The organism is Brevibacillus dissolubilis, from assembly GCF_006170445.1.
Taxonomy (GTDB): domain Bacteria; phylum Bacillota; class Bacilli; order Brevibacillales; family Brevibacillaceae; genus Brevibacillus_B; species Brevibacillus_B dissolubilis.
In genome coordinates, this window is the sequence record NZ_VCNA01000007.1 from 190787 (window position 1) to 216777 (window position 25991).

Annotated in this window: 21 protein-coding genes and 1 riboswitch; of the genes, 19 read left to right on the forward strand and 2 right to left on the reverse strand. The window is 49.6% G+C overall.

Annotated elements, in window-relative coordinates:
- Nucleotides 1-55: 55 nt before the first annotated feature.
- Nucleotides 56-2200 (reverse strand): S8 family serine peptidase, encoded by a 2145-nt coding sequence (locus FGI41_RS14905; RefSeq protein WP_139491144.1) that lies wholly within the window; start codon nt 2198-2200, stop codon nt 56-58.
- 166 nt (nt 2201-2366) lie between these two features.
- On the opposite strand from FGI41_RS14905, the gene FGI41_RS14910 reads away from it, so the two are divergent.
- From FGI41_RS14910 to FGI41_RS14955, 10 genes are all read left to right on the forward strand, one after another.
- Nucleotides 2367-2771 carry a hypothetical protein gene (locus FGI41_RS14910; RefSeq protein WP_139491145.1) on the forward strand — a complete coding sequence of 135 codons (405 nt, stop codon included), beginning with the start codon at nt 2367-2369 and terminating at the stop codon, nt 2769-2771.
- A gap of 74 nt (nt 2772-2845) precedes the next feature.
- Complete coding sequence (locus tag FGI41_RS14915) at nt 2846-5419, forward strand: S8 family peptidase (RefSeq protein WP_139491146.1); 2574 nt, start codon at nt 2846-2848, stop codon at nt 5417-5419.
- 52 nt (nt 5420-5471) lie between these two features.
- On the forward strand, nt 5472-5915 hold the full coding sequence (locus FGI41_RS14920; RefSeq protein WP_139491147.1) for a hypothetical protein: 444 nt from the start codon (nt 5472-5474) through the stop codon (nt 5913-5915).
- Nucleotides 5916-6013: 98 nt separating this feature from the next.
- Nucleotides 6014-6112, forward strand: a riboswitch (SAM riboswitch).
- A gap of 134 nt (nt 6113-6246) precedes the next feature.
- On the forward strand, nt 6247-7452 hold the full coding sequence (gene metK, locus FGI41_RS14925; RefSeq protein ID WP_176560288.1) for a methionine adenosyltransferase: 1206 nt from the start codon (nt 6247-6249) through the stop codon (nt 7450-7452).
- Nucleotides 7453-7597: 145 nt separating this feature from the next.
- The gene (locus tag FGI41_RS14930) at nt 7598-8560 is read left to right on the forward strand and encodes a polysaccharide deacetylase family protein (RefSeq protein WP_255298475.1); all 963 of its coding nucleotides are present in this window, start codon (nt 7598-7600) and stop codon (nt 8558-8560) included.
- 11 nt (nt 8561-8571) lie between these two features.
- Nucleotides 8572-9726 (forward strand): sensor histidine kinase, encoded by a 1155-nt coding sequence (locus FGI41_RS14935; RefSeq protein ID WP_139491149.1) that lies wholly within the window; start codon nt 8572-8574, stop codon nt 9724-9726.
- A 35-nt stretch (nt 9727-9761) separates the two neighbouring features.
- Nucleotides 9762-10469: a response regulator gene (locus tag FGI41_RS14940; protein WP_139491150.1), complete on the forward strand. Its 708-nt coding sequence runs from the start codon at nt 9762-9764 to the stop codon at nt 10467-10469.
- Nucleotides 10470-10545: 76 nt separating this feature from the next.
- Nucleotides 10546-10896 carry a hypothetical protein gene (locus FGI41_RS14945; protein WP_139491151.1) on the forward strand — a complete coding sequence of 117 codons (351 nt, stop codon included), beginning with the start codon at nt 10546-10548 and terminating at the stop codon, nt 10894-10896.
- Nucleotides 10897-11095: 199 nt separating this feature from the next.
- Complete coding sequence (locus tag FGI41_RS14950) at nt 11096-13108, forward strand: ATP-dependent helicase ComFA (protein WP_139491152.1); 2013 nt, start codon at nt 11096-11098, stop codon at nt 13106-13108.
- Nucleotides 13105-13935: a ComF family protein gene (locus FGI41_RS14955; RefSeq protein ID WP_139491153.1), complete on the forward strand. Its 831-nt coding sequence runs from the start codon at nt 13105-13107 to the stop codon at nt 13933-13935. Before FGI41_RS14950 ends, FGI41_RS14955 begins: the two co-directional genes overlap by 4 nt.
- Nucleotides 13936-14058: 123 nt before the next feature.
- Here the strand turns inward: FGI41_RS14955 and map are convergent, their stop codons facing one another.
- The gene (map, locus tag FGI41_RS14960; protein WP_139491154.1) at nt 14059-14811 is read right to left on the reverse strand and encodes a type I methionyl aminopeptidase; all 753 of its coding nucleotides are present in this window, start codon (nt 14809-14811) and stop codon (nt 14059-14061) included.
- A gap of 337 nt (nt 14812-15148) precedes the next feature.
- Here map and FGI41_RS14965 point away from each other — a divergent pair, with 337 nt between their 5' ends.
- The 9 genes from FGI41_RS14965 (at nt 15149) to FGI41_RS15005 (ending at nt 25958) form a co-directional block, all read left to right on the forward strand.
- Nucleotides 15149-15571, forward strand: a complete 423-nt coding sequence (locus FGI41_RS14965; RefSeq protein ID WP_139491155.1) for a TIGR03826 family flagellar region protein — start codon at nt 15149-15151, stop codon at nt 15569-15571.
- Between the two features lie 102 nt (nt 15572-15673).
- Nucleotides 15674-15952, forward strand: coding sequence for a flagellar biosynthesis anti-sigma factor FlgM (gene flgM / locus FGI41_RS14970; protein WP_139491156.1), 279 nt, complete (start codon nt 15674-15676; stop codon nt 15950-15952).
- A 15-nt stretch (nt 15953-15967) separates the two neighbouring features.
- A complete protein-coding gene (locus FGI41_RS14975) occupies nt 15968-16471 on the forward strand; it encodes a flagellar protein FlgN (RefSeq protein ID WP_139491157.1) in 504 nt (167 codons plus the stop codon).
- Between the two features lie 12 nt (nt 16472-16483).
- A complete protein-coding gene (gene flgK / locus FGI41_RS14980; protein WP_139491158.1) occupies nt 16484-17983 on the forward strand; it encodes a flagellar hook-associated protein FlgK in 1500 nt (499 codons plus the stop codon).
- Between the two features lie 33 nt (nt 17984-18016).
- A complete protein-coding gene (flgL, locus tag FGI41_RS14985; RefSeq protein ID WP_139491159.1) occupies nt 18017-18901 on the forward strand; it encodes a flagellar hook-associated protein FlgL in 885 nt (294 codons plus the stop codon).
- Between the two features lie 29 nt (nt 18902-18930).
- Nucleotides 18931-19506 carry a DUF6470 family protein gene (locus FGI41_RS14990; protein ID WP_139491160.1) on the forward strand — a complete coding sequence of 192 codons (576 nt, stop codon included), beginning with the start codon at nt 18931-18933 and terminating at the stop codon, nt 19504-19506.
- Nucleotides 19507-19527: 21 nt separating this feature from the next.
- On the forward strand, nt 19528-19950 hold the full coding sequence (gene fliW / locus FGI41_RS14995) for a flagellar assembly protein FliW (protein WP_139491161.1): 423 nt from the start codon (nt 19528-19530) through the stop codon (nt 19948-19950).
- A gap of 8 nt (nt 19951-19958) precedes the next feature.
- Nucleotides 19959-20198 (forward strand): carbon storage regulator CsrA, encoded by a 240-nt coding sequence (gene csrA, locus FGI41_RS15000; protein ID WP_139491162.1) that lies wholly within the window; start codon nt 19959-19961, stop codon nt 20196-20198.
- Between the two features lie 282 nt (nt 20199-20480).
- On the forward strand, nt 20481-25958 hold the full coding sequence (locus tag FGI41_RS15005) for an OmpL47-type beta-barrel domain-containing protein (protein ID WP_139491163.1): 5478 nt from the start codon (nt 20481-20483) through the stop codon (nt 25956-25958).
- Nucleotides 25959-25991: the final 33 nt, after the last annotated feature.

A 25991-nucleotide genomic window follows, 5' to 3' on the forward strand; every position in this document is an offset into this window, starting at 1 on the left:
CGATCCTGTGTGAAGATCGGGGGTTTTTGTCATGCGTTGATTCATGTAGATGATTTCAGGATGATGAGCGGGTGTGAAACAGCAGCACAACAGCCTGTTTGAGTCGCACACCTTTTACCGATTGCGTCGAATCAGAGACCTTCAGATAGTAGGTCTGTCCTGGCAACAGATCTTGGATTGGATCGACTGTTGCCCGCCGCTGGTCTGCTAGAAGCGTCAGGGTGACTGGAATCTCGGTGCCTTGGGCATCTTCCAGCCAGACCGTCGAGCTGTTTACACTGCCTGCTTGCATCGGTTTGCTGAATCCCACTTCAAAAGTCTTGTCCAGCGGAATGTCTGTCTGCACCGGCAGGGATGTGAATTCGACCCGAGCTTGGGAGACAGGGAACGAGCTGGTTTTTTCCGTTACGGTAAATTGGACGATCGGCAGGGTGTCCATGTAGAGGAGATGGTAGGTTTCATTCATCAGGAACGGTCGGTTTGACTGTACGGTAAAGGTGTTGGTGGATGATACCCGCTTGAATCGGATGCCGGCCAGCCTTTTACCTTTGGAGTCAATCACCTTCATGTATTTGCTCAGATGAGCGGAGGTGAGTGGGACATCCAGTGTGACTTCGATCATAGGATTGGGGTCGCTCACCGTTGTCTGCCAGTCAGGTGTGACCGATTGGATAAACCCACCCTCTGCAGTATGGTCAGGGGCAACGCTCAGCGTGGTTTTGTCATCATCGAGCAGGTCAGAGAGGCGGCTTGTGAGCTTGAGTAATTCAGCCCAGGTATACAGACTGCCGTCAGCTGCTTTTACAAAAATGTCGTTGCTTTTGTAGTCAGTGAACAGTTCGCGCAAGTGGGACGGATCTTGGCGCAAGGCTTTCATCGTATAGGTCTCATTGGCACTTGTGCGGTTTTCATAGAACCGGAGCAGAGCGGCACGGTAGTCGATTCGTCCATACCCAGCATAGCGGTCGCGTCCCTTTATGCCGAGATCGACAGAGGTCGTGCGCAGGATATCCGTCACTTCTTCAGTGGTGATCTGTGGGTCTTGGGCACGCATCAGGGCGACGAGGGCTGAGACGACAGGGGTCGCCATGGAGGTGCCGCTTGAGTATTCGTAGCCAGTCTCATTCACATCAAACGGCACAGTGCTCAGGATGTCTTCACCAGGGGCGATCACATCCACTTCGCGGCCATAGTTGGAGAACCACGAGATACTGTCACGCCGGGTAGATGCTCCGACACCGATCACATTGGGCAGAGCTGCCGGATAGCAGACATCCCCACCTTCATTGCCTGTGGCGGCTACGACGATGACGCCTTGCTCGATAGCATGCCGGACGGCTCTCGCCTCTGCTTGGGAATAGCTATCCGCACCCAGGCTCAGGTTGATGATATCGGCCCCCATATTCACGGCATCATAGATCGCCTGCACCTCGGATGAGACACTGCCGAAGCCCTTGGCGTCGAGGATGCGGAGCGGGATGATTTTTACTGGTGTTGAACCTGTTAGCCCGGAGATTCCTTCTCGATTTTGGCTTTTGGCTGCCAATATGCCACTCACATGTGTCCCATGCCCGAGCAGATCGAGCGGATAGGCATCATTGTCCACATAATCTTTACCGGGCAAAAGAATCGGCAACAGATCAGGATGGGTCATCTCCACACCCGAGTCGATCACGGCTACTTTTACCTCATGCTCAGATGGAGGAGGAAGCAGGCCCCACGCCTCTGTCACATGCAAAAAAGGAAAAATCCACTGCTGATCAAACATCGGGTCATCCGGACGCTCCCCATCTGCCTGCATCGCCCGGCGAAGAGCGGCTTCGCTTCGGTCTGGCAGTTGAAGCTGTAACAGCTGATTCGGCTCGACCGATTCTACACCGGGGTCGGCTTGGAGTGCATCCTGCAGTAGTTGTGCCTCCTCGGCAGACCGGGCTTTGATCAGGCTGACATCAGGAGCGAGACGTTTTTCTTGGGCGGTTATATGGTTGATCGTGAACGGACGGGCCGCAGCGGTTCGATAGGGACTAGTCTTATGTTTATGGTTCCAGACGACCAATAGCTCTGACGCTGTCTGTTCAGTTGCGGCAGTGGTCGGAGACTGATTACGGGCATAGCTGTAAGACGGACTGCCCCAGACAGGTACGGTCGCCATCACCATACTGAGGAGGGGAATCAGGAGGCGTTTTATCGGCTTTCGCATGTTCGCTGTTCCTCCAATCAAGGATATTATTTAGATGATACGCAACATTTCCTTGAAATTGAAGTCAAAAAAATAGATTAGTATAATTTGCATAGAACAGAACTAGTCCGTCCTGCCGATTCTCTATGCTAGAATAGGAATATCCACAACAAGGAGGGGTAGGAACATGCTTCATCTGAAAAAATTCCTGGCTTCGTTGGTTCTACTCATGGCTTGCTTGTCTATGGTCGGATTTTCTATGGTGAAGGCGGCACCGGTTGTTGAAGAGGGGTTGTACATCGGTGGAGCGACACCAGTAATGTTTAGTATGGATGAACTTATGGACAATCAAGAAATTGCTCTCGAGCTGCTGAGCCAGGTTGATTATTCGCAGTCCCATTTTATCCTGCTGGGAAAAATGGCAGTCTTCCAAGACATTTTGTCGTATGATGATGTAGAGGCGGCATTCGGACCGATTGATACACAAAAAATGTCTGACCGCTATACTCGTTATGTAGACGGCAGCACAGTAGAGATAGAGAAAACCACAGGGGAAGACGGGGAAGCGCCAGAGATCGAGTATATCCGCTAGATTATTAAGCCTTTTCATCCTTCGTCCTTTTCCCGAAAACAATAGAGAGACAGTGGAGAATTGAGGGGACCGTCATGAAGAAAAAGAAATGGAAACGCCGGGGCCGCACAGCTGTTACGAGTATCAGTGCAGTCGCCTTGCTGGTCACGCTCTATCACCCCCAGCCTGCGCACGCGGCCTATATCGCCCCGAACGATAAGTATTACCATAACCAGACCCATCTGAAGCAGATTCGGGCCGACCGGATGTGGACGGTGAGCAAGGGTACTACTGCCATCAAGATTGCTGTCCTTGATTCCGGTGTGGACGCTACTCATCCTGACCTGCAGGGCAACCTGCTGCCGACGATTAATCTGGTGCCCAAGGAACCTGCCCGTGATATGAAGGGACACGGGACACAGGTAGCAGGGATTATCGGGGCCAAGGGGAACAACGGCATCGGGGTATCGGGCGTGATGTGGAGTGCCAAAATTCTGCCGATTAAGGTGCTGGACAAGCAGGGGGAGACCGATACCAATACACTGGCAAAAGGAATTTACCGTGCTGTCAGTGAAGGAGCCAAGGTCATCTGTATGTCAGCTGCCTATCTGTATCACGCCCCTGCTCTGGAGGAGGCCGTCAACTACGCAGAGGAAAAAGGCGTTGTGGTCGTAGCAGCCAGCGGTAACGAGGGAGACCGTGTCGATTACCCGGCCGCCTATCCGACCGTCATCTCAGTTGGGTCGGTCAACGGCAGCAACGTGGTCACCTCCAGCTCCAATTATGGACCGGAGATTGATATTGTCGCACCTGGCGTCAGTATCTACACCACAGCGATGAGCGGCAAGTACAGCCCGATGACGGGTACGTCTGCTGCCACTCCGCAAGTGGCGGCAGCGGCGGCGATGGTTCTGTCCCGACAGCCTTTCCTTACTCCACTGGAGGTTCGTCAGATTCTTTTCGGCTCAGCAACGGACATCGCAGAAAACGGCTGGGACCGCAAATCCGGCCACGGTCTGCTCAACATCGAAAAAGCCGTGCGCAGTAAGCTCTCCAGCGATATCAGCGAACCGAACAACACCCAGAGTAAGGCGACACCATTTCCGATTGAGTCCCAAAACCTCTCCCGCCTAGGTCCATACGATACGATTGACTGGTTCTATACGGATGTCCCTTATGACGGCAAGCTGGTTTTTACTGCATCGGTTACTTCCAAAGCGGTCGCACCGATTGCAGCTACCTTTTACATGGAAGGGCGCGGGCCCGTCACCTATTATCTCGCCGATGGGGACACACTGACGATCCCGACCCAATCCGGACGGCTGTTCTACAAGCTGGAGCGGGGGAGTGGCTCAGGCGATTTCGCCTACACACTGACCAACCGCTTCACGATCGGCCCAGACGGCTATGAGCGAAACAACGAAAAGACAGCCTACCGCTCACTTCCACCAGGCAACCGTGTCAGCGTAACAGGCAACTTCAACGTCCCAGGTGATACGGACTGGTATTCGTATTATGTGCGCAGCGGCGGGAAGCTCAATATCGTGGTTGCACCAGACACCCGCCGGATGGACCCGGTCGTAGCGATTTATAAGGAGGGGGATAAGAATCATCCACTGCCCCCTTTTGACAATGGGACCCCCAAGGACCCGACCGAACGGATTCTGATGGATGTCACCCCAGGGCGTTACTTCATTAAAGTATCGAATTATATTCCGACAGCAGTCAATGGGGAGTATAAGCTGGATCTGACCTATACCCCGGAGCGGGCCGACACCAATGAGCCCAACGATACCTACCGTCAGGCCACCAAGCTCGGCACCAATTCCTTCATGACTGGCACGCTTGCCACCCGCTCTGACTATGACTGGTACTCCTTCCGCGTAAGCTCTGACTCCTATGTGACCATTCGCGCTCCATACATACCGGTTGACTCAGGAGTGCGGCTTACGATGTACAACCAGTCGCTTGATTACGTCTTGTTCTCCGAGGACGAAGTGGCCCAGTTCTCCAAGCGCGGCCGCAATATCTTCGAGATGAAGCTCAAGCCGGGAACCTACTACATCCGTCTCGACAGCGCCAAGCCGTTCAAATATGACAGCTACCGAATTCAGCTGATCCAACAGCCGCTGATCTCAGGCTACCGTGACATCAGTACCCACTGGGCCAAAAAAGAAATCGTCCGTCTCACCCAGAAAGGGATTGTCAAAGGCTTTTCGGACTACGCCTTCCGTCCTGACAAAGGGGTCACCCGTGCCGAGTTTGCCACCATGCTGCTCCGCGCCATGAAGAGCAATGGGCTTGAGGTCGGCAAAACAGGCTCCAATCCGTTCCGCGACCTCTCCCGCAAGCATTGGGCCTACAGCAGTATCATGCAGGTCAGTGAGCTTGGGATTATGCAGGGCTATGAGAACAACACCGTCCAGCCTGACCGGGTGATCTCCCGTGCTGAGATGGCTGTGATGGTCGCCCGCGCCAAGCACATGCTGCTCTATCCGCGCCAATCGTCCTACCGCGACGTCAAACGCAATTTCTGGGCAGCGCCGGCAATCGAGATCCTCACCCTCAACGGCTGGCTGAAAGGGTACAAAGATGGAACCTTCCGTCCGAACCAAGCCGTACGCCGCGGCGAAATGGCGGTATTCTTAAGCAAAGCATTCCGTCTCTGACGAACACATCTGTGAGCATCCACCCGGTAACGAACGCAAGGAGGAATGATTCGTGAAATATTCAAAAAGACTGGTGAGCCTAAGTCTGGCTGCAGTCGCTCTCTTCACCGTCCCGGTCTATGCGGAAGCCCCTGGAGTCCCAGGCTCAGCCAATGACCCGGTCGTCACCAAAAGCTATGTCGATCAAAAAATCGCACAGGTCACAGGCTCAAGCGGAAAGTCGCTTGTGGTCGAACAGCTGTCACCCGGACAAGTCCTCTATGGCTATGAAGGCACGGAATTCATCGTCCGTACCGGCAGAGTCGTCGCCGTATCAGGTATAAATGGAGACGGTTTGACGGATATTACAGCAGGAGCAGACCTCAGCGGTGGGACACTGGTCGGATTGAACCACCTGCTGCTGATTGCCCGCTCTGACTCGCGCGGTCTGCGACTGGCAGATGATTATAACGGGATAGCATACATCATGATTCGAGGAAAGTATTCCGTAGAATAATAGAGAAAAAATGAATGATTTGTAAAAAAATGAAACATCATGTTGAAAGAAGATTGACACCTATTTTAAAAAAGGATATTCTATAGAACGTGGATACGCTCTTATCCAGAGCAGGCGGAGGGACTGGCCCTATGAAGCCCGGCAACCGTTGCGTACGGTGCTAACCAGCAGAATGGTTACATTCTGGCCGATAAGAGGTTAGGGAACGCATAAAAAGCACCTTTTCCTCAGCAACTTAGGAAAAGGTTTATTTTTTGTGAGAGAAAAATAACCCAACTCGGCATCATAAAAGAACATCTTTTTATATTAAGGAGGTCTTTTTTACATGGAACTGCAAAAAGGTCGTCGTCTGTTCACCTCTGAGTCAGTAACAGAAGGTCACCCGGATAAGATTTGTGACCAAATCTCTGACTCTATTCTTGACGCAATCCTCGCGAAGGATCCAAATGCCCGCGTAGCTTGCGAAACTTCCGTAACCACTGGTCTCGTACTGCTCGCAGGTGAGATCACTACCAGCACTTATGTGGATATGCAAAAACTCGTTCGTGAAACCATCCGCGAAATCGGTTATGACCGTGCGAAATTCGGTTTTGACGCTGATACTTGCGGCGTAATCACTGCAATCGGCGAGCAATCCGCTGACATCGCTCTTGGTGTTGACCAAGCTCTCGAAGCACGCGAAGGTAAAATGACTGATGAGCAAATCGAAGCAATCGGTGCAGGTGACCAAGGTCTCATGTTCGGTTTTGCTTGCGATGAGACTCCAGAATTGATGCCACTGCCAATCAGCATGGCTCACCAACTCGCTCGTCGTCTGACTGAAGTTCGCAAAAACGGCACTCTGCCATACCTGCGTCCAGACGGCAAAACTCAAGTTACGGTTGAGTATGTAGACGGTAAAGTGGTTCGCATCGACACCATCGTTATCTCTACTCAACACGCTCCAGAAGTAACTCTTGAGCAAATCCAAGCAGACCTGATGGAACACGTAATCAAGCCAGTAGTTCCAGCTAACCTCCTTGATGGTGAAACCAAATACTTCATCAACCCAACCGGCCGCTTCGTAATCGGTGGTCCTCAAGGTGACGCGGGTCTTACAGGCCGCAAAATCATCGTTGACACTTACGGCGGTTACGCTCGTCACGGCGGTGGCGCGTTCTCCGGTAAGGATCCGACAAAAGTTGACCGTTCCGGTGCTTACGCTGCCCGCTATGTTGCGAAAAACATCGTAGCAGCAGGTCTCGCTTCCCGTGCAGAAGTACAAGTTGCTTACGCGATCGGTGTAGCTCAACCTGTTTCTGTCAGCGTAAATACATTTGGTACAAGCTCCCTCTCCGAAGAAGATCTGGTTGCGCTCGTTCGCAAGCACTTCGACCTTCGTCCAGCTGGTATCATCAAACAACTCGACCTTCGTCGTCCAATCTACAAACAAACAGCGGCTTACGGTCACTTTGGCCGTAACGACCTTGATGTTCCATGGGAGCGCACAGACAAAGCAGAATTGCTCAAGCAAGATGCTGCTGCGCTCGCGAAATAAATCGATTTTCATACGGAAAAAAGCCTGGCCACCTGTGCCGGGTTTTTTCTATTGGGCACCTTTACCTGCATTCCCACACAATCCATAAAAGGATATTCATGTTCCCTGTCGAATGGTTAACTAGTAGAAATGGAGGAGTATTGGTGTGAAAAAACGAGGGGCCTTTTTGACAGCATTCGCCTTGATGTTTCTTACGGTAATGTTCCTTGGTATGATGCCCACACAAGAAAATCCAGAAAAAACACCAATTCCGGTGCAACCTTTACCCGTGACTGCCCCGTCTGATACGGTGAAGAAAGTAACAGAACCCAAACAACAAACGTGGTACAAAGATAAGGTTGTCATCCTAAATTATCATCACGTTTCTCAAGACTCAGACAAAAAGTATGTCATTGAGCCTGATCAGTTCAAAGCCCAAATGACCTACTTGTATGAAAATGATCTGCATCCGATTTCCCTGAAGGAGTTTTTGCGCTTCGTCGATACCGGCATTCTGACACAGGAGAATGCAGTGCTGATCACGTTTGACGATGGATATGAGAGTTTTTACACAGAGGCGTACCCGATTCTTCGGGAATTCAACTTTCCTGCTGTCAATTTTGTGATTGCCAGCCGCCTGCGTGACAGTGTAGAGCGGAAGCGGGAACAAATGACTACTCCGCTAAGTTTTCAGCAGGTGGAGGAAATGCGTTCATCCGGCTTGATTGAAGTCGCATCCCATACGTACAGCCTGCATGAGCAGCAAGAAAAAAACGAATGGGGCGAGCTGAAGGCAGGGACGGAACCCGTTTACCTCGAAGATTTACAGCGTTTAGAAAATGATGACGAGTATCGCAACCGCCTGTACGTGGATTTTATGATGTCCCGCGTCGCGCTCGAAGACTGGCTGGGCGAAAGTATGCCCGCTATTTCACTGCCACACGGATACAGCAGCAAGACCGTGCTGGATGTTGCGAAGGAAGCCGGCTTTGAATACGTATTCAACTCCAACAACGGCGTAGTAAAACCGGGCGTCAATCCGTACGGCATCCCGCGGTTTGATGTAGGACTGCGCGAAGTAGGAGCAGAAGAACTCGCTGAACTCTTCACCTCCGCCAAAACGGAATAAGGAGAGAAATCATGGATAAGGCTATCGACATAACCCTGCTTGACGGGGTATTTAAAAAGACCATTAAAACCGTTGAAATGAGCAAGGAACAGATTTTTGAAATTGCAGAGAGTGCACGTCATGAATGCAATACGATCCGAAAAGAAATCAATGAAGTGCGTCAAGTGATTGCCGAAGTGATTACCAATGTGGATCAGCTCGATCTCAAATCACGCCGCGCCCGCCAACGGCTGGTGATGGTCAGCCGTAACTTCCAGAGCTTTTCGGAAGAGGATATCCGTCTTGCATACGAAGAAGCCAACAGCATTCAAGTAGAACTGTCACTGGCCCGTGAGCGTGAGCAGAACCTGCGCCGCCGCCGTGATGATCTGGAGCTGCGCCTGCGCAACATTCAGGAAACCGTGGCGAGAGCAGAAGGCTTGCTCAGCCAGATGAGCGTTGTGCTCGGCTATTTGACAGGTGATTTAAGTCAGGTGGAAGATGCGCTGGCAACAGCCAAGCAGCATCAATTGCTCGGACTCAAAATCATTCAAGCACAAGAAGAGGAGCGGAAACGGGTAGCCAGGGACATTCACGATGGTCCCGCCCAATCGATGGCCAACGTCGTGCTGCGTACCGAGATCGTCGAGAAGATGCTCAAGAACGACCGTATTATGGAAGCGCAGATTGAGCTGCACGAACTCAAAGAAATGGTACGCTTTAGTCTGGCTGACGTGCGCAAGATCATTTTTGACCTGCGTCCAATGGCACTCGATGACTTAGGTCTCGTTCCGACTCTGCAAAAATACATCCAAAACTTCGAGGAACGCAGCAAGGTAACAGTAGACCTTGTCGTCTTCGGCAAAGAGCAGCAGTTGGAAAGCTCGTTCAAGGCGGCTGGATTCCGTCTGATTCAAGAATGCCTGAACAATGTGGCGAAGCACGCAAAAGCGAGATTCGTCCAGGTCAAAGTGGAGTTTCAACCGGAGACCCTGTTTCTCGTCGTCAAAGATGATGGTGTCGGGTTCGAGGTTTCTGAGACCAATAAAAACGGCCAATCCTTCGGTCTCATGGGCATGAAGGAGCGTACACAGCTGTTAGAAGGAAAAATGACCATCACATCTGAGGTGAATCAGGGAACCAAGGTCATGTTCCAAATCCCATTGCAACCAAACGCATCGAAATAGTACTGGTACCAATAAAAAAGAGGAGGTTAGTCAATATGGAAAAACATTCGGGTGAAATTCGTATTGTGTTGGTGGATGACCATCAATTGTTCCGTGAGGGTGTAAAACGTATTCTGGAGATGGAAGATGATTTTAAAGTAGTCGGGGAAGGCTCCGATGGGGAAGAGGCGGCAGGTCTGGTTGAGCTGCATCAACCGGATGTTGTTCTGATGGATATTAACATGCCAAAAGTAAACGGCGTCTCTGCTGCAGAAGAAATCGTCAAGGTAAGCCCTGATACCCGTGTCATCATTCTGTCCATTCACGATGATGAAGGCTATGTATACCGCACTCTGCGTTCCGGTGCAACCGGCTATCTGCTCAAAGAAATGGCGACCAGTGATCTGGTTGAAGCTGTCCGCGTTGTAGCCCAAGGCGGTGCTTACGTGCATCCAAAAGTAACCGGCAAGCTGATCGACGAATTCCGTCGCTTGAGTGAGCAGGAAGAGACCATGGACCGCTCCATTTCGCTTGAGGATACACCAGTGGTTGACCCGCGCATTATTGAATCCCTCACCCGCCGCGAACGTGAAGTGCTGCAGCTGATGGCAGAAGGGAAAAGCAACCGCATGATCGGTGAGTTCCTGTTTATCAGTGAGAAAACTGTAAAAAACCACGTCAGCAGCATCTTGCAAAAGCTCAACGTGCAAGACCGTACGCAGGCTGTTGTTATTTCCATCAAAAACGGCTGGGTAAAACTCTAGTCATACAGGAATCTGTCTAAAAAATGCAACCAGACCAAGCTGTGCCGCATACCCTGTTTTGTAGGAGGGGATGACCGTGGTAGCAGATATTGTGGTTTGGTTGCTTGCGGCATATGGTTGCTCCGCCCTCTTGGTAAGCCTTTGTCATTTCGTGTTGGCACACACCTTGACTCCAGTGGCAGAACCGTGCGTTCATTATCAACTGCTTTTGCGTAATTCGGAGCAAAGCTTGGAGATGGTGATGCGGGGACTGTTATTTCGGGCAAGCATGTCTGGCAGGCCGATCCGAATCTCATTTGTCGATGAAGGTTCCCATGACTACACCGGTAAAATGACAGAGATTTATCAACGAACATTGGATTTCCTCATCGCAGATCCTGCGGCAGAGGATGGAAGCACCATCACAATTGACCTACGCAATGCCTAAAGGTAAAGGGGAGCTGGAAATGCTCTCCTTTTTTATATGCCCACTAAACAAGTTGTTCAAACGTTATGGAAATTTTCTTGCAGAAGGTTCTGTCTTTTTCCAAACTGAAAGAGAAAGGGAAAAGATCGGGGGAGTTACGTTGAGTGGGATGAGCGCGTTGGGTTCGTTACATTCGTTGGATACAACGAGGGAATATATTATGTATGGTAAGGAAACGGAGCAAACCGGACAAACCGCTCAGCGTGGTATTCATCTGTATATCACTTCATGTTTTTCTGTTGACCAGCTGTTTTGGCGAGAGCAAGGAGCGGGACGGTTGATTGTATTGGGGAGCAGTCCGTCGTTGGCACTCGTCTTTGCGTTGAAGGAACGGATGGAGATGAGGCTGGCGGAGGGACGGGGCGGCAATCGCGTTGATAGCAGGATCCTTCATCGGTTGGCAGAGGAACAGACTATGCTCTATAACAAGTCTGTGCAGCAGCTTGCAAGAGAAAAAGACATGGGGAAGCTGCCATTTGCTTTTACATTTAACCCGTGGTCTTTGTCGGACGATATCCATGGTCTGGGTGTGGCAGATCAAGCAGGCGGGATTGCTCAGACAGATGACTCGGACGAAGGGATGGTCAAGCTGGAGGATGGTCACTATTCTTTTCGGGAGCTGGAGCAAGAGGCAGGCCGTATGCATGAGCTGCTCATGGGACGGTCCCTGCTGTGGGAGGAAGTGGAGTTTCTGCATCAGCAAAAACGGGCTGGTGAACATCTGTCCGAGGCGGCTGTTCAATGGCTGGTGTTAAAAGGTGCCGTCTTGCGCCTGCCGGGTGTTTCCCTTACGTTGCGCAAGGGACTGTTGTCCCGAAAGCTTGTACCTGTCTGCTTGCGTTGTGGGGAAATGGAGCAGATCAAGCTGACCGTATGCCATTCTTGTCGGCAGGCTTGTGCATATTGTACCGCATGTCTGCAGATGGGGCGGGCCAAGTGCTGTACACCACTTTTGTGTTCAGCCGACCACTCGCTGTCTGTCCACCATCGGCAACCCTTGCTGCAATGGACAGGTCAATACTCCCCGGCTCAAGCAGAAGTGGCGAGCAGGGCCAGGGGCTTTGTGAATGGAGATGAGACCGCCTTTCTCATCTGGGCCGTCTGCGGGGCTGGCAAAACAGAACTGATCTTTCCTGTCGTAGAAGAAGTATTGAGCCAAGGCGGGAAGGTCTGCATCGCTACTCCGCGCAAGGATGTGGTATTGGAGCTGGCTCCGCGTCTTACGCGGGTATTTCCGGATGTGACGACTTTGACGATTCATGGTTCGAGTACGGAGAAATGGGAGCAGGGTGAGCTGGTTATCGCGACCACACATCAGGTGATGAGGTTCTATCGGCGGTTTGCATTAGTGATCGTCGATGAGGTGGACGCGTTCCCTTTTCACAATAATCACTCGTTGTACAGAGCTGTGGATCGGGCCGTTTCGGAGCAGGGAAAGATACTGTACCTGAGTGCCACGCCGCCGAAGTATTTGCGTGACAAATTGGTGCGCCCGCATCATGCTCCACCATCGGCAACGGCAGGCCAGAACCGACTATGCCGACTATGGTGCCGCATCTCAAGGCTGTTCAAGATCAAGCAGGAATTGCCCCACGCATCCGCGACCCATGTCATCTTGCCAAGCCGTTATCACGGACACCCGTTGCCAGTTCCAAAGACCGTCATTGTACAGGGGTGGAAAAACAAGCTTAAGAGCAATCAACCGCTTCCGCAGGTGATCCAGCCACTGGAAGACTCACTGGAACAGGAGCGGCAAGTCTTCTTTTTTGTCCCTCGGATCGGGGACGTGGACACTGTCATAGCCTATCTGAGGTACCATCTGCCCCGTTATGCAGAGCGGATTGAGGGTGTCCATGCTGCTGATCAGGGGCGGGAAGAAAAAGTACTTCGTTTTCGCCAACGAGAAATTGTCTTGCTCGTCACAACCACGATTCTCGAACGGGGTGTAACGATCCCAAGAAGCGACTGCATCGTATTGGGAGCAGATGCTGGTATTTTTGATGAGGCATCATTGGTACAGATTGCCGGACGGGTAGGGCGTTCGGCAAATTCACCGGGTGGGACGATCCTGTTTTTGATGGAGCATCGTGTACAGGCACCCTATCAGGCGATTGCCCAGATCAAACAGATGAACCAGCTGGCAAGCCGAATCCAACGGGGAGTTGCCGAATGAGCAGACAGCCATGTCTCACCTGTGGTCAGTCGATCGGAGGACATGCGCGTACAGGAGTGATCCGCCAGCTTGCAGCGATGCTTGTCCGCACCAACCATTACCCAAAAGTCTACTCTCTGCTTAACCAGTTGCCGCTATGTGCCACCTGTATCAGTCGAATCCCCTTTTTGCATGATCCATGGTGTATGGTGTGCGGCAGGCATATGCTGGTGAACAGTCGGGGCACACAAGCTATTTGCGGGGATTGCAGCGGTTTTCCGGAGCAGCTGCAGATCACCAACCGCAGTACCATTCGTTATGATGACTGGGCCAAAAATCTGATCGGCGTGTATAAATACCGTGGGGATGAACGTCTCATGCAGCTCTTTTCCACCCTGCTGCTGATTGCCTGGTATCGACATTATGATCAGCAGGGGATTGAGCTGATCACCTATGTCCCTCTGCACGACCAGCGTCTGCGTGAGCGGGGGTTCAACCAGACAGAGCTCCTCGCTGAAGCTGTAGGGCGTAAGCTTGGATTACCGGTTCGAAAGCTGCTGACCCGCCAAAAGAACACGACCAAGCTTAGTCAGCAGACAGGCAAACAGTCACGGATGGTCAGTATGAACGATGCCTTTTTACCCGCCCATGCCACAGGAGATCCAGCAACATACGATGAAGTCCCGAGAATATCAGCTGCACCGGGCAAAGCCACCGTTCCCGCCATTATGCTGATCGACGATATCTATACTACGGGAGCAACCATCCGTTCCTGTGCCCAGACACTCAGGAAGATTCCTGCTCTCCGGGAAGCCCGCATTCTCAGTCTGACCGTCTGCCGTTCATAAGCGACAAGACGTATGGATAAGCACATCTAACCGAAAGTGAAGAACCAACACCAAAAAGCCCTGACAGCCAAGTACCGTCAGGACTCTATCCGAAGCCATCTCTTTTTCTGTTCTGCTTACTGACTACTCGTCTTGATTGGTCAAGATCAGCGGCCCATCAGCGGTGATCGCAATCGTATGCTCATATTGCGCGGACAACTTACCGTCCAGTGTGCGTGCGGTCCAGTTGTTGTCATCCATGGTGTCGTGATACGTTCCGATATTGATCATCGGTTCGATTGTAATGACCATACCTTCTTTGAGACGAGGTCCTCGGCCGGCTGGGCCATAGTGAGGCACATGCGGATCTTCGTGGATGGATTGACCGATCCCATGTCCGGTAAAGTCACGGACAACAGAATAACCAAGACCTTCCGCATAAGACTGTATTGCATGGGAAATATCACCGATGCGATTTCCGACGACTGCCTGTTCAATCCCTTTATACAGAGATGCTTTGGTTACTTCCAACAGGCGAGCGGCTTCATCCGAGATGGTACCCACTCCATAGGACCAGGCAGAGTCAGCCAACCATCCTTTATAATTGACCACCATGTCGATTGTGACGATATCACCGTTCTTCAATGGTTCTTTACGCGGGAAGCCGTGGCAGATCTCATCATTAATAGAAGCACATGTTGCGAATTCGTATCCATTGTAGCCCTTTTGCTCTGGAGTGGCTCCGTGTTCAGCGAGGAATTGATCGACGAACTGGTCAATCTCCCATGTGCTGATTCCAGGGCGGATCAGTTTCCTGATCTCTTTGTGGGCTGCGACAAGGATCTTGCCCGCCTCACGCATGTTTTCGATCTGCTCTTTGCTTTTCAAGATAATCACGAGGTGTACCTCCAATGTTCATGGTTTTATTTAAGATATGCGGTGTCGGTCTATTCAGTATCCAACAACTGCTTTATGCCGTGTGAGATGTCCATTTTATTTTATCATCTTTTTCGGTCGGGGCAGTCATATTCCTGATCAACTTTGATCATTTTCTAACGTTATGAATGTGAGGATAACAAAAAGAGACAGATTAATCTACAGGAAACAGCGCGGTTTGTCGGAAAATGCCAACAAAATTGCCATCAAATATCTTGAGTTTGCCATGGTCAAGAATTCGAGTTTGGGGTAATATGAATTTATTCCAATTACCTGTTCGTTATAGGGGGCAATCTATATGGTGATGGCTAATTTGGCGAACTGTGTGCGCTGCGATGTATTATTTGTCCGCGGCGTACGTGATGTATGCCCGAAATGCTACCAAGAGATAGAGAAAGAATATGAAAAAGTAGCTCAATTCTTACGCAAACGTGAAAACCGTGGTTCGACAATCCACCAGGTAAGCGATGCAACAGGTGTGTCTGTCAAGCAGATTACCCGTTTCATCAAAGACGGACGAATCTCTGTCGCAGGAACCCCGAATCTGGGCTATCCGTGTGAGCAATGCGGTGAACCAATCCGTACAGGCAACATGTGCGAATCCTGCATGCGTTCACTCAAACGCGAGATCAACCAGCAGCTTGATGTTGACCGCCGTCTGAGCGAAGAAGAGCAGCACAAGCGCAATATTACGTACCAGCGGAAAAAAACGCTGGAGTAAGCAACTCATAAAATAACTAATCATTTTTAGTAAAAATGCCGATGATACAAGTAAGACGTATTCATCGGTTTTTTATTTAGCTTTCTATCGAGGTGATTCCATATGCGTATCAATGAGACCAATCGTACGGGCATGATCAATGCTTACAATAAAACCCCACAAGCCAAAGGTGCTGGCCAAGTCAAAGGCAAAATGGGTAAAGACGAGGTGCAGATCTCCACTGAAGCGCTTGAACTGCTCAAGCTGGGAGAAGATCTTGAACTGACCTCCGCGCGCAAAGCCAAAATTCAAGAGCTGAAGCAACAGGTCGAGAAAGGTACCTACCAGGTTCCAAGCCAAAAGATCGCTGAAAAACTGATTAACTTTTGGAAAAAGCCTTAATGGCGGTGAAATCAGATGAGCCGATTAGATGAACTGTATGAGGTGTTAGAGAATCTGCTGAAGCTTCATCAAGCACTCTATACCTTTGCCACTCAGAAAAAAGAAATCCTGATCAAGGGGGATGTCACGGCGTTGACCGCGATCTCCCAGAAGGAACAAAAATTCATCAAGGCGATCAGTGCGGCGGAAGCCAAGCGTATTGAACTGATCGATCAGCTGTTCGCAGAGCGGGGTCTTCCCGTCCAAAATGCCACTCTGCAAGATTTCATCAAGAGCTGGACAGGGGCTGAGGAGAAGCAGCGCCTCACTCATTATCGCGATGAACTTATGAGGATTGTGTCCCAACTGCGCGATGCCAATGAATTAAATCAGCAGTTATTGGCGCAATCCCTTTCTTTTATCAACTATAGTCTGGATTTTTTGACAGATACACCAGAGGACGATTTCATTTACAGAAAGCCGACTGGGTATGGGGCTGGAACCTATACGAACCGTTCCATGATCAACAAAAAATATTAGAGAGGTGTCCGCATGCGCTCGACATTCCATCTGTTAGAGGTTTCCAAACGCGGGTTGTTCGCACAGCAATCAGCCCTAAATACAACAGGGCATAACATTTCCAATGCAAATACAGAAGGGTACACCCGTCAACGTGCCAACATGCAGGCAACCAAGGGGATACCGGCTCCGGGAATGAACGTTGACCGTGCTCCCGGCCAAATGGGTACAGGTGTAGAAGTTACGGATTTGCAACGGATTCGCGAAGATTATCTCGATGTGCAATTCCGTACCGAGAACAAACACTTCGGCTATTGGGAAGCCCGTCGTGATGGTCTTGAGAAAATTGAGACCATTTTTAATGAACCGTCAGATACCGGCTTGCAAAAGGTCATGGATGATATGTGGAAATCTTGGCAAGACCTCGTAAAAGAACCTGAGAGCTTGTCTGCCCGTGCTGTTGTCCGTCAACGTGCTGTTGCGATTGCCGAGACGTTTGGCGCACTTACCACCTCCATGAAAGAGCTCCAGACTGACCTCGATAATGTCGTGCGCGTCAAAGCGATTGATATCAACTCGATCGCGACACAGATTGCCAATATCAATAAGCAGATTGCCGACGTGGTTCCACATGGCTATCAACCGAATGACCTCTACGACCAACGCGATGTCCTCATCGATAAATTGTCCAAAATGACAGAAGTGAAAGTAACCACTGCCGAAAGCGGAATGGTGAACGTCACAATCGAAGGGCAAAACCTTGTAACTGGCCGTACCTCTGTTCCGATGACGGTCGGCACCAATGAAACAACAGGACTGGTCGAGATCTCCTTGGGTGGAGCGGTCTTCACACCGAAAACAGGAAGTCTGGCTGGAACCTTTGAATCCCGGGGCTACAGTGTGGACGGTCAGATGGTTGGCGTCATTCCAGATATGCTGCGCAAACTTGACGCTCTTGCTCTCAATATGACTACCGAGATCAACAACCTCCACAGACAAGGGGTTAACCTCTTCCAAATCAATAACACCCCAGGACCTGCCAATATTCCGTTCTTCGTCCAAAAAGGAACAGCTAACGGCAATCCGACAGGTGCAGCATCATTCGAAGTGAATCCAGAGATTATGAAAAGTCTCAATGCGATCGCAGCAGGTACGCGCGGAACCGGCGGAACAACCAATGAGGGTGACGGCTCCAACGCACAGGCTATCGCATCTCTGAAGTTCAAGACCATCATCGCAAGCACAGGCTCAAATGGCTTGGGGGAAACCACCACGCTTGACGACTTCTATCGTTATACGATTGCCCAGCTCGGGGTAGACAGCCAAGAATCTATGCGTATGGAGAAAAACTCCGATATCCTGGTGGGTCAAGTCGATACACAGCGGATGTCCGTATCCGGTGTCTCCATCGATGAAGAGATGGCGGAAATGGTGAAGTACCAGCATGCCTATAATGCATCGGCTCGCGTGATGACCAGCATGGATGAGATCTTAGATAAAATTATTAATGGTATGGGACGTGTAGGTCTCTAAATTAGTGGGTATATATAGAAGGGAGCATTGATCATGTCAATACGTGTTACCCAGACCATGTTGAATAAAAACATGATGCGCAATCTGTCTAACTCCATGGGAGCGATGGATAAATTACAGGAGCAGGCATCGTCGGGGCGCGTCATCTCCCGTCCGTCTGATGACCCTGTTATTGCGTCCAGAGGGATGTATTATCGTACTGCTTTGGCGGAAAATGAGCAATTCCAACGCAATATGAACGAAGCTCAAGCCTGGATGGATACGACAGACCAAGCACTGGATGAAGCCGTTAACCTGATGCATCGGGCGAAGGAGCTCTTGGTACAATCCGGAGGCGTTTTGGATGATGCAGCCCGCCAAGCTATCGCTGGTGAACTTTCTCAGATCAGAGAGCAGATGGGGAGCGTCGCTAATAAAACCATCGGGGGCCGTTACATCTTCGCAGGTACGGAGACCAAGACACAGCCATTTGATCCGGTCACTCAGACATTCACTAACCAGAGTGCTGACGACATCAACGTCGAGCTGAGCAAAGGCATTTTCTTGCCGATCAACGTGCAGGGTGTTCAAGTCTTTAACGAGCCAGCTACCGACAATATTTTTAAAGTGCTCGGTGATGCCGTGACGATCTTGAATACAGGTGCATCAGCTACATCCGTTTTGGACCGGGTAGTCAGCCAAACTGACAACATGCTTGCCGTACGTGCGACACTCGGTGCGCGTGTGAACCGTCTGGAATTGATTTCTGAACGTCTCTCCACTGAAGAGGTCAGCCTCAACAAGCTGATGTCTGATAACGAGGACGCAGATATGGCTGAGGTTATTACTGAGCTCAAGACCCAAGAAAACGTACACCGTTCCGCCCTAGGCGTTGGTGCACGGATCATTCAGCCATCCCTGCTCGATTTCTTGCGCTAAATTTTTGAGTGAAAGAGGATGAAGTTTCTATGCAAATCCCTCAACTACGTATGCAATCCGTCTTTGCTCAATTAGGTTTGCAGATCAACAAACCAGTTCAAGAGATCGAACAACCACAGGCTGAGCTGAATCTGACACAAGAAGCAGCTATTCTTGAGATCCGTCAGCCCAAGGGTGAATTAACTATTGATACAACCGAAGGCCAAAACAACCTTGATCTTCGTGGGATTCTACTCCGTACTCGGGATAATGCCGAGTACGGATACCAAAAAGCAATGGAGGCAATCGCCCAGATCAGTTCCGAGGGTGACCGTCTGTCGAAGATTGAAAACAAGGGGAAGCCGATTGCTGATATTGCTTTTGAAGAAAGCGGCATCTATGAGCAGACCGAGATCATGGCCCACCATAACGGCGGGGATGGTATCGAGCTGCACTACGAAGCCAAGCAGCCGGAAATCACGGTTGAGCCAAGAGGCAAGAAGATGGACCCGGTCATACATAAACCTGTTCACAACTACACACCGGGAAAAGTCGAGGCTTATGTCAATCGATGGAACAGTCTCACGATTGAGGTTGTTGGTCTTCATGTTGATAAATCGCTGTAATAGACAGAAGGGGATGTCCTGATGACCTCATTCAAATCTATCGAACTGGAAAAACTCTATTTTGAGGAGGGAGTACCTGGCTTTTCAAACCTACAATTTTTTCAATTGTTGCAGGAGGAGCCGGATAGTCCCTTTTTTGTTCTGCAATCAATAGAAGAGCAAACGGTATCATTTTGGGTGATTAATCCGTTTTCCTTTTTCCGAGAATATGAGTTTGATCTGCCGGAACAGGCGAAATCAGCTCTTCGTATGAAGGAAGATAGTAACATTGGCGTGGTAAACATGGCTACCTTGCGAGCTGACAACCAAATTACCGTAAATCTCAAAGCACCAATCATCATCAACATGGATAACCGGATGGCCAAGCAAGTCATTTTACATGATGAGAAATTCGACATACGCCAACCTTTATTCCAAATCCCAACGAAAGCCACAAGTGAGTAGGTGAACCTATGCTGGTCTTATCACGCAAGAAGAACGAATCCATCATGATTGGCGATCACATTGAGATTAAGGTGATCTCTGTTGAAGGAGAGACGGTTCGGATCGGCATCTCAGCTCCGCGTGAAGTAGATGTGCACCGGAAAGAGGTCTATTCGGCGATCCAGGAAGAGAACAGGCTAGCTTCTCAAAGTAAATTGGATTGGGCACATATCCGGAGATTTATGCAGCAAGAACCACCAAAGTCATGAATTTACAAATGAGAAAAAAGTTCTATTGAAATTCATATACACAGGAAAATAGTCCGTTGACATATTAATATCGTCAACATACTATAAAGCTATAAACAAATAACATACACTGGTGAAAAAGGCAAACTGCGGTAGTCACAAGCAGGGATTGCAACATGGGCCTTGTTGGAAGAATAGGCCTTCCTGACAAGGTATCATGTAGACCAGAAAGAGGTCGGGTCATGCCCAGCATCTTACTGGTTTTTTATTTGCCTTTTCACGGTGGAAAAAGGAGGAAACGCGATGGTTAAGAGTAGGTTGTCATTCTTGCTTACATTTGTCTTAATTTTACAAATGTTAATGCCGATGGGTAACGTGTTTGCGGATACGCTGCCTGTACCAACCAACCTCGCCAGTAAGAACACGAGTCCCGATGACATTACGCTGTCTTGGGATGCTATTACCGGTATCAGTGTATACAACGTGTATCAGTTGACTGGCACTGAGAAGAAGTTGGTAAGCCAAGTTGCGGCAACTTCAATGAACATCCGAAACCTAAAAGAAGGCAGCTACACTTATGCAGTTGCTTCTTATAAGGCGGGGGTTGAGTCAGAGTTATCCAGTTCTGTGACGGTAGAAATTGTGTATCCAGAGATGAAAGCTCCAACGGGGATCAGCTACACAATCCTCAGAGGCAGCGATGTGGCCCTGAAATGGGAAGCATCTCAATATGCAAACAGCTACAATGTCTATGAATGGATTGATGGTCAGCCAAAGCTGATTACCACTGCTGATACGTCAGCTGCTCGTACATTATCACGTGTGAAAGAGGGTACACACACGTACTCCCTCACATCTGTCAATACGTTATACGGGGAGTCTGATCATTCCGAACAGGTAACTGTTACTGTGGATTATCCAGACTTGGCAGCACCAGCCAATGTGACATATACGATTGTAAATGGCAGTGACATCGCCCTGAAGTGGGATGCGGCTGTCAATGCACAAACTTACAATGTATATGAAATCACAAACGATGAATCCAAATTGCTTGGGAATACGTCGTCTACTGCCTATACCGCACGTAAACTCCCACAAGGAACACATGTCCTCGTCGTTACCACTGTTCACTCCACTTTTGGTGAATCAGTACAAAGTGAGCCTGTAACAGTCGAACTCGATTATCCAGAAATGCAAGCACCAACCAATCTCCAGTATCAAATCAAAAACGGTGCTGACATTGCAATGAGCTGGGACGCAGTAGCATTCGCGCAATCCTACAAGATTTATTCTGTTGTTAACGGAGAAAATAAACTCCTCGGAGAAGTTTTCGGTGTTACTACTTATACTGCACGTAAACTTCCTCAAGGTACGTACAATTTAGTCGTAACCTCCGTTCACCCGAGCTTTGGTGAATCTGCTTTATCTGCACCATTGACGGTTGAACTCTCTTATCCAGACATCCAACCACCAGCTGACTTCAGCTACACCATTGTAAAAGGGAACGATGTGAAGTTTAGCTGGGCAGAAGTAACATACACCACCACCTATAAGATCTATGAGTTGGTCAATGAAGAGTATACATTGGTGAAAACAGTTACCGCACCGAGTGCGACTAATACGTTGACTAACGTTGCAGAAGGTAAACATGTGTATGCAATCGCAGCGCAAAGTGACCGTTTTGGTGAATCCTTGCTGTCCGAACCACTGACCGTTGAGGTTGTCTTCCCGATCATGCAGCCTCCGACAAACCTTACCACCTCGGTAACGAACGGGAACGACCTGACAATCAAGTGGACCGAGTCCCAATACGTAACTTCTTACAACATCTATGATGTAACAAGCGGAAGCCGTAAGCTCGTGACCAATGTGATTGCTCCAGCTGTTTCCAAACGTCTCATTAATCTGCCGGAAGGTCCATACAAGTATGAAGTGACTGCTGTCAGCGACCGTTTCGGTGAATCACCTACAGCATCTACTGTCTCCGGCACGATGGTATACCCGATCATGGAGCCACCGGTCAACTTCAAATACACCATTGCCAATGGTAATGATGTAACAGTTCGTTGGGATCCGGCTCTGTATGCAACATCCTACAACATCTATCTGGTAAAAGACGGTCAAAAAACACTCGCAGGTACAGCTGAAGCTGGTACCACCAGTAAGAGATTCGCGGCTATGGCAGAAGGCACTTATGAGTATGAAGTATCCTCTGTCAGCGACCGTTTCGGCGAATCTGCAAAACGCTCCGCTCTTACTGTTCCAGTTGTCTTCCCAGACATCGCGGCTCCGGTACTCAAATTGACTGTAACTGATGCTTCGTCTGTAAGACTGTCATGGGTTGCTATTAACTACGCAACATCTTACAACGTCTATGAAGTCATCAACGGAAACAAAGTGTTGGTAAGAACAACGACCAGTACTTCTATGAACCTGACAGCTCTTACCGAAGGCACGCACAACTATGTAGCCGTTGCGGTAAGTGACCGCTTCGGGGAATCACCTGACTCTAATACGGTAACCGTTGATGTGGGTCTGGCTGCACCAACTGTGACTGCGAAAGTGTCCGGCTACAACGTAGATCTGACCTGGTCTGCAGTAACAGGTGCTGCTTCTTACAATGTATACCAAGTGGTAAATGGTCAACCAACGCTTGTGAAGAGCGGCGTGACCGGCACTGCTTTCACGGTTCCGAACCTGGTACCAGGCACATACGAGTTCCAAGTATATGCGGTTAACTCTACCGGCAAACAAGCTGTTCGTTACGGTTCTGCCACAGCGACTGTGAAAGTAATTGACGTAACAGCACCAGTCACCACTTCCAACATCGGATCTGACTGGACCAAAGAAGATGTAAACGTTACATTGACTGCTACTGACGATTTGTCCGGAGTGGCCAAGACACTCTATACCATCGCAGGTGCAACCGAAAGACAAGGTACAACCTTCACAGTAACCCAAGAAGGCCAAACCAAAGTAACCTACTACTCTGTAGACAACGCAGGTAACGTCGAGGCAGCTGTAGTCAAAACCGTCAAAATCGACCGTACGGCACCGGTAACTACCGGCAAAATCGGCGAAAACGGTGTAATCAACCTCACCGCGGAAGACACCTTGAGCGGCCCTGACAAAACATTCTATTCCATTAACGGAAGCGAATATGTCGAAGGCACAAAAGTGGTTCCAACAGGTGCTGGTACAGCAACCGTCAAGTTCTACTCTGTTGACAAAGCTGGCAACGTGGAAGCTCCAGTTACTCTCGAAGTGACCCTCGATTCCACAGCACCAGTAACCGTTGCTGATTATGTAAAAGACTGGACCAACCAAGATGTGAAAGTAACGTTCACAGCAACTGACGAATACGGCGTTGCAGCGACCTACTACTCCGTCGACGGCGGTCAAAAACAAGAAGGCACCGCACTCACCATTTCTGAAGAGGGCGTACACCAAGTATCCTTCTACAGTGTTGACAAATCCGGCAACACAGAAACCGAACAAACCATCACCGTAAAAATCGATAAAACCTTCCCAACCACTTTGGTTGAAGCTCCACAAGGCTGGGTTAATCAAGATGGTACGATCACTTTCACAGCGGTTGATGAACTCTCCGGCGTAGCTGACACCTTCTACTCTATTGATGGTGGCGAATACGTATCCGGTACAACCGTTTCTGTCAAAGAAGAGGGAAGACACATCATTTCCTACTACTCCGTAGACAAAGCGGGCAACGTAGAAGCAGGGAAATCAATCGATGTAAAAGTAGACAAAACCGCACCAGTCACCACTGGCAACCTGCCAAAAGGCTGGAGCAACCAAGATGTAACCGTAACACTCGAAGCTTCTGACGCAACCAGCGGTGTAGCGAAAACCTACTACACCATCAATGGTTCTGAACCAAAAGAAGGCACTACCTTCACCTTCACAGAAGAAGGCATCTACAAAGTAACCTTCTACAGCGTAGACAACGCAGGCAACACAGAAGAAGCAGTAACAGGCGAAGTGAAAATCGACAAGGTTGCACCTGTAACCACTGCAGATGCACCACAATCTTGGATCAACCAAGACGGTAAAATCACCTTCACGGCAACAGACAACCTCAGTGGTGTAGCAGCAACCTACTACTCCATCAACGGTTCTGAATACCAACAAGGTACAGAAGCGAATGTTAATGAAGGCGGCATCTACATCATCGCCTACTACAGCGTGGACAATGCAGGCAACAAAGAAGAAGTACAGAAACTTGAAGTAAAAGTAGACAAAGCGGCTCCAGTAACAAAAGGCAACATGCCAGAAGGCTGGAACACCACTGATGTAACCGTAGAACTGACTGCAACCGATGACCTGAGCGGTGTAGCGAAAACCTACTACACCATCAACGATTCCGAACCGCAAGAAGGCACCAGCTTCACTCTCACAGAAGAAGGCGTACACAAAGTAACCTTCTACAGTGTAGACAACGCAGGCAACGTAGAAGAAGCAGTAACAGGCGAAGTGAAGATCGACAAAACCGCTCCTTCCACTACGTCTGATGCTACCGCTCAATGGATCAACAAAGAAGCAGTCATCAACCTGACCGCAACCGATGCAACCAGCGGCGTAGCGAAAACCTACTACTCCGTAGACGGTGCTGAGTTCGTGGAAGGTACGACCTTCACTGTTGAAAATGACGGCATTCACATCATCGCTTACTACAGCGTTGACGTTGCAGGCAACCAAGAAGAAGTCAAAAAAGCAGAAGTAAAAGTAGACCGCACTGCACCAGTTACCAAAACAACAGCTCCAACTGACTGGTCCCGTGAAGATGTAACCCTGACTCTGGAAGCATCTGACAACCTGAGCGGCGTAGACAAAACCTTCTACTCCATCAATGGCGGAACTCCAGTGGAAGGCACAACTGTTGTTGTATCTGAAGAAGGCATCAACAAAGTAACCTTCTACAGCACAGACAAAGCAGGCAACGTAGAAGAGGCTCAAACCGTTGAAGTGAAAGTAGACAAAACGGCTCCAGCAACTACTTCCGATGCAACTGACAAATGGTCTCAAACTGATGTAACCGTAAACCTCACCGCGACTGACGCACAAAGTGGCGTAGCGAAAACCTACTACTCCATTAACGGCGGCCAATTCGTGGAAGGCACAACCCTCACCGTCACCGAAGAAGGCATCAACAAAGTAACCTTCTATAGCGTAGACGTTGCAGGTAACAAAGAAGAAGCAAAAACCGTTGAAGTAAAAGTAGACAAAACCAAACCGGTTGTAGAATGGAACCTCAATTCCACCTATAACTACGGAACCAAACTTCCAATCGACTATACAGCGACCGATGCCGTATCCGGTATCGCAACTGAAACCGTAACAATCAACGGTGTAGTTGTGAAGAAGGGCGACACGTTCCCACTCAACCAAACCGGTGAGTACAAGGTTGTTGTAACTGTAACTGACAACGCTGGCTGGACCACTACTCTGGAGAAAACCTTCAAAGTACTCGTACCAGCTACCATCGAAGTAACTCCTAAAGTGATCAATGGCAACAAGGGTGTGTTCACTGTCCGTGTAACCCCTGGCAGTGGCTTCAACGCAGCTGACATTGATCCTAGCACAGTAACCCTCAATGGCGTGAAACCTCGCCTCGACAAAGGTACCCAACCAAAACTGGGTCAATACAAATTCGAGCGTGAAGATTTCAACTGGCCAAACGGTGAAGTGGTTCTTGAGTTCCGTGCGAAGACTGTTAATGGTCAAGAAGTGTACGGCACTACCACTGTTCAAGCTAAGAAGTAATAGGTTTTACCCGATCGAAGAACCGGACATCAT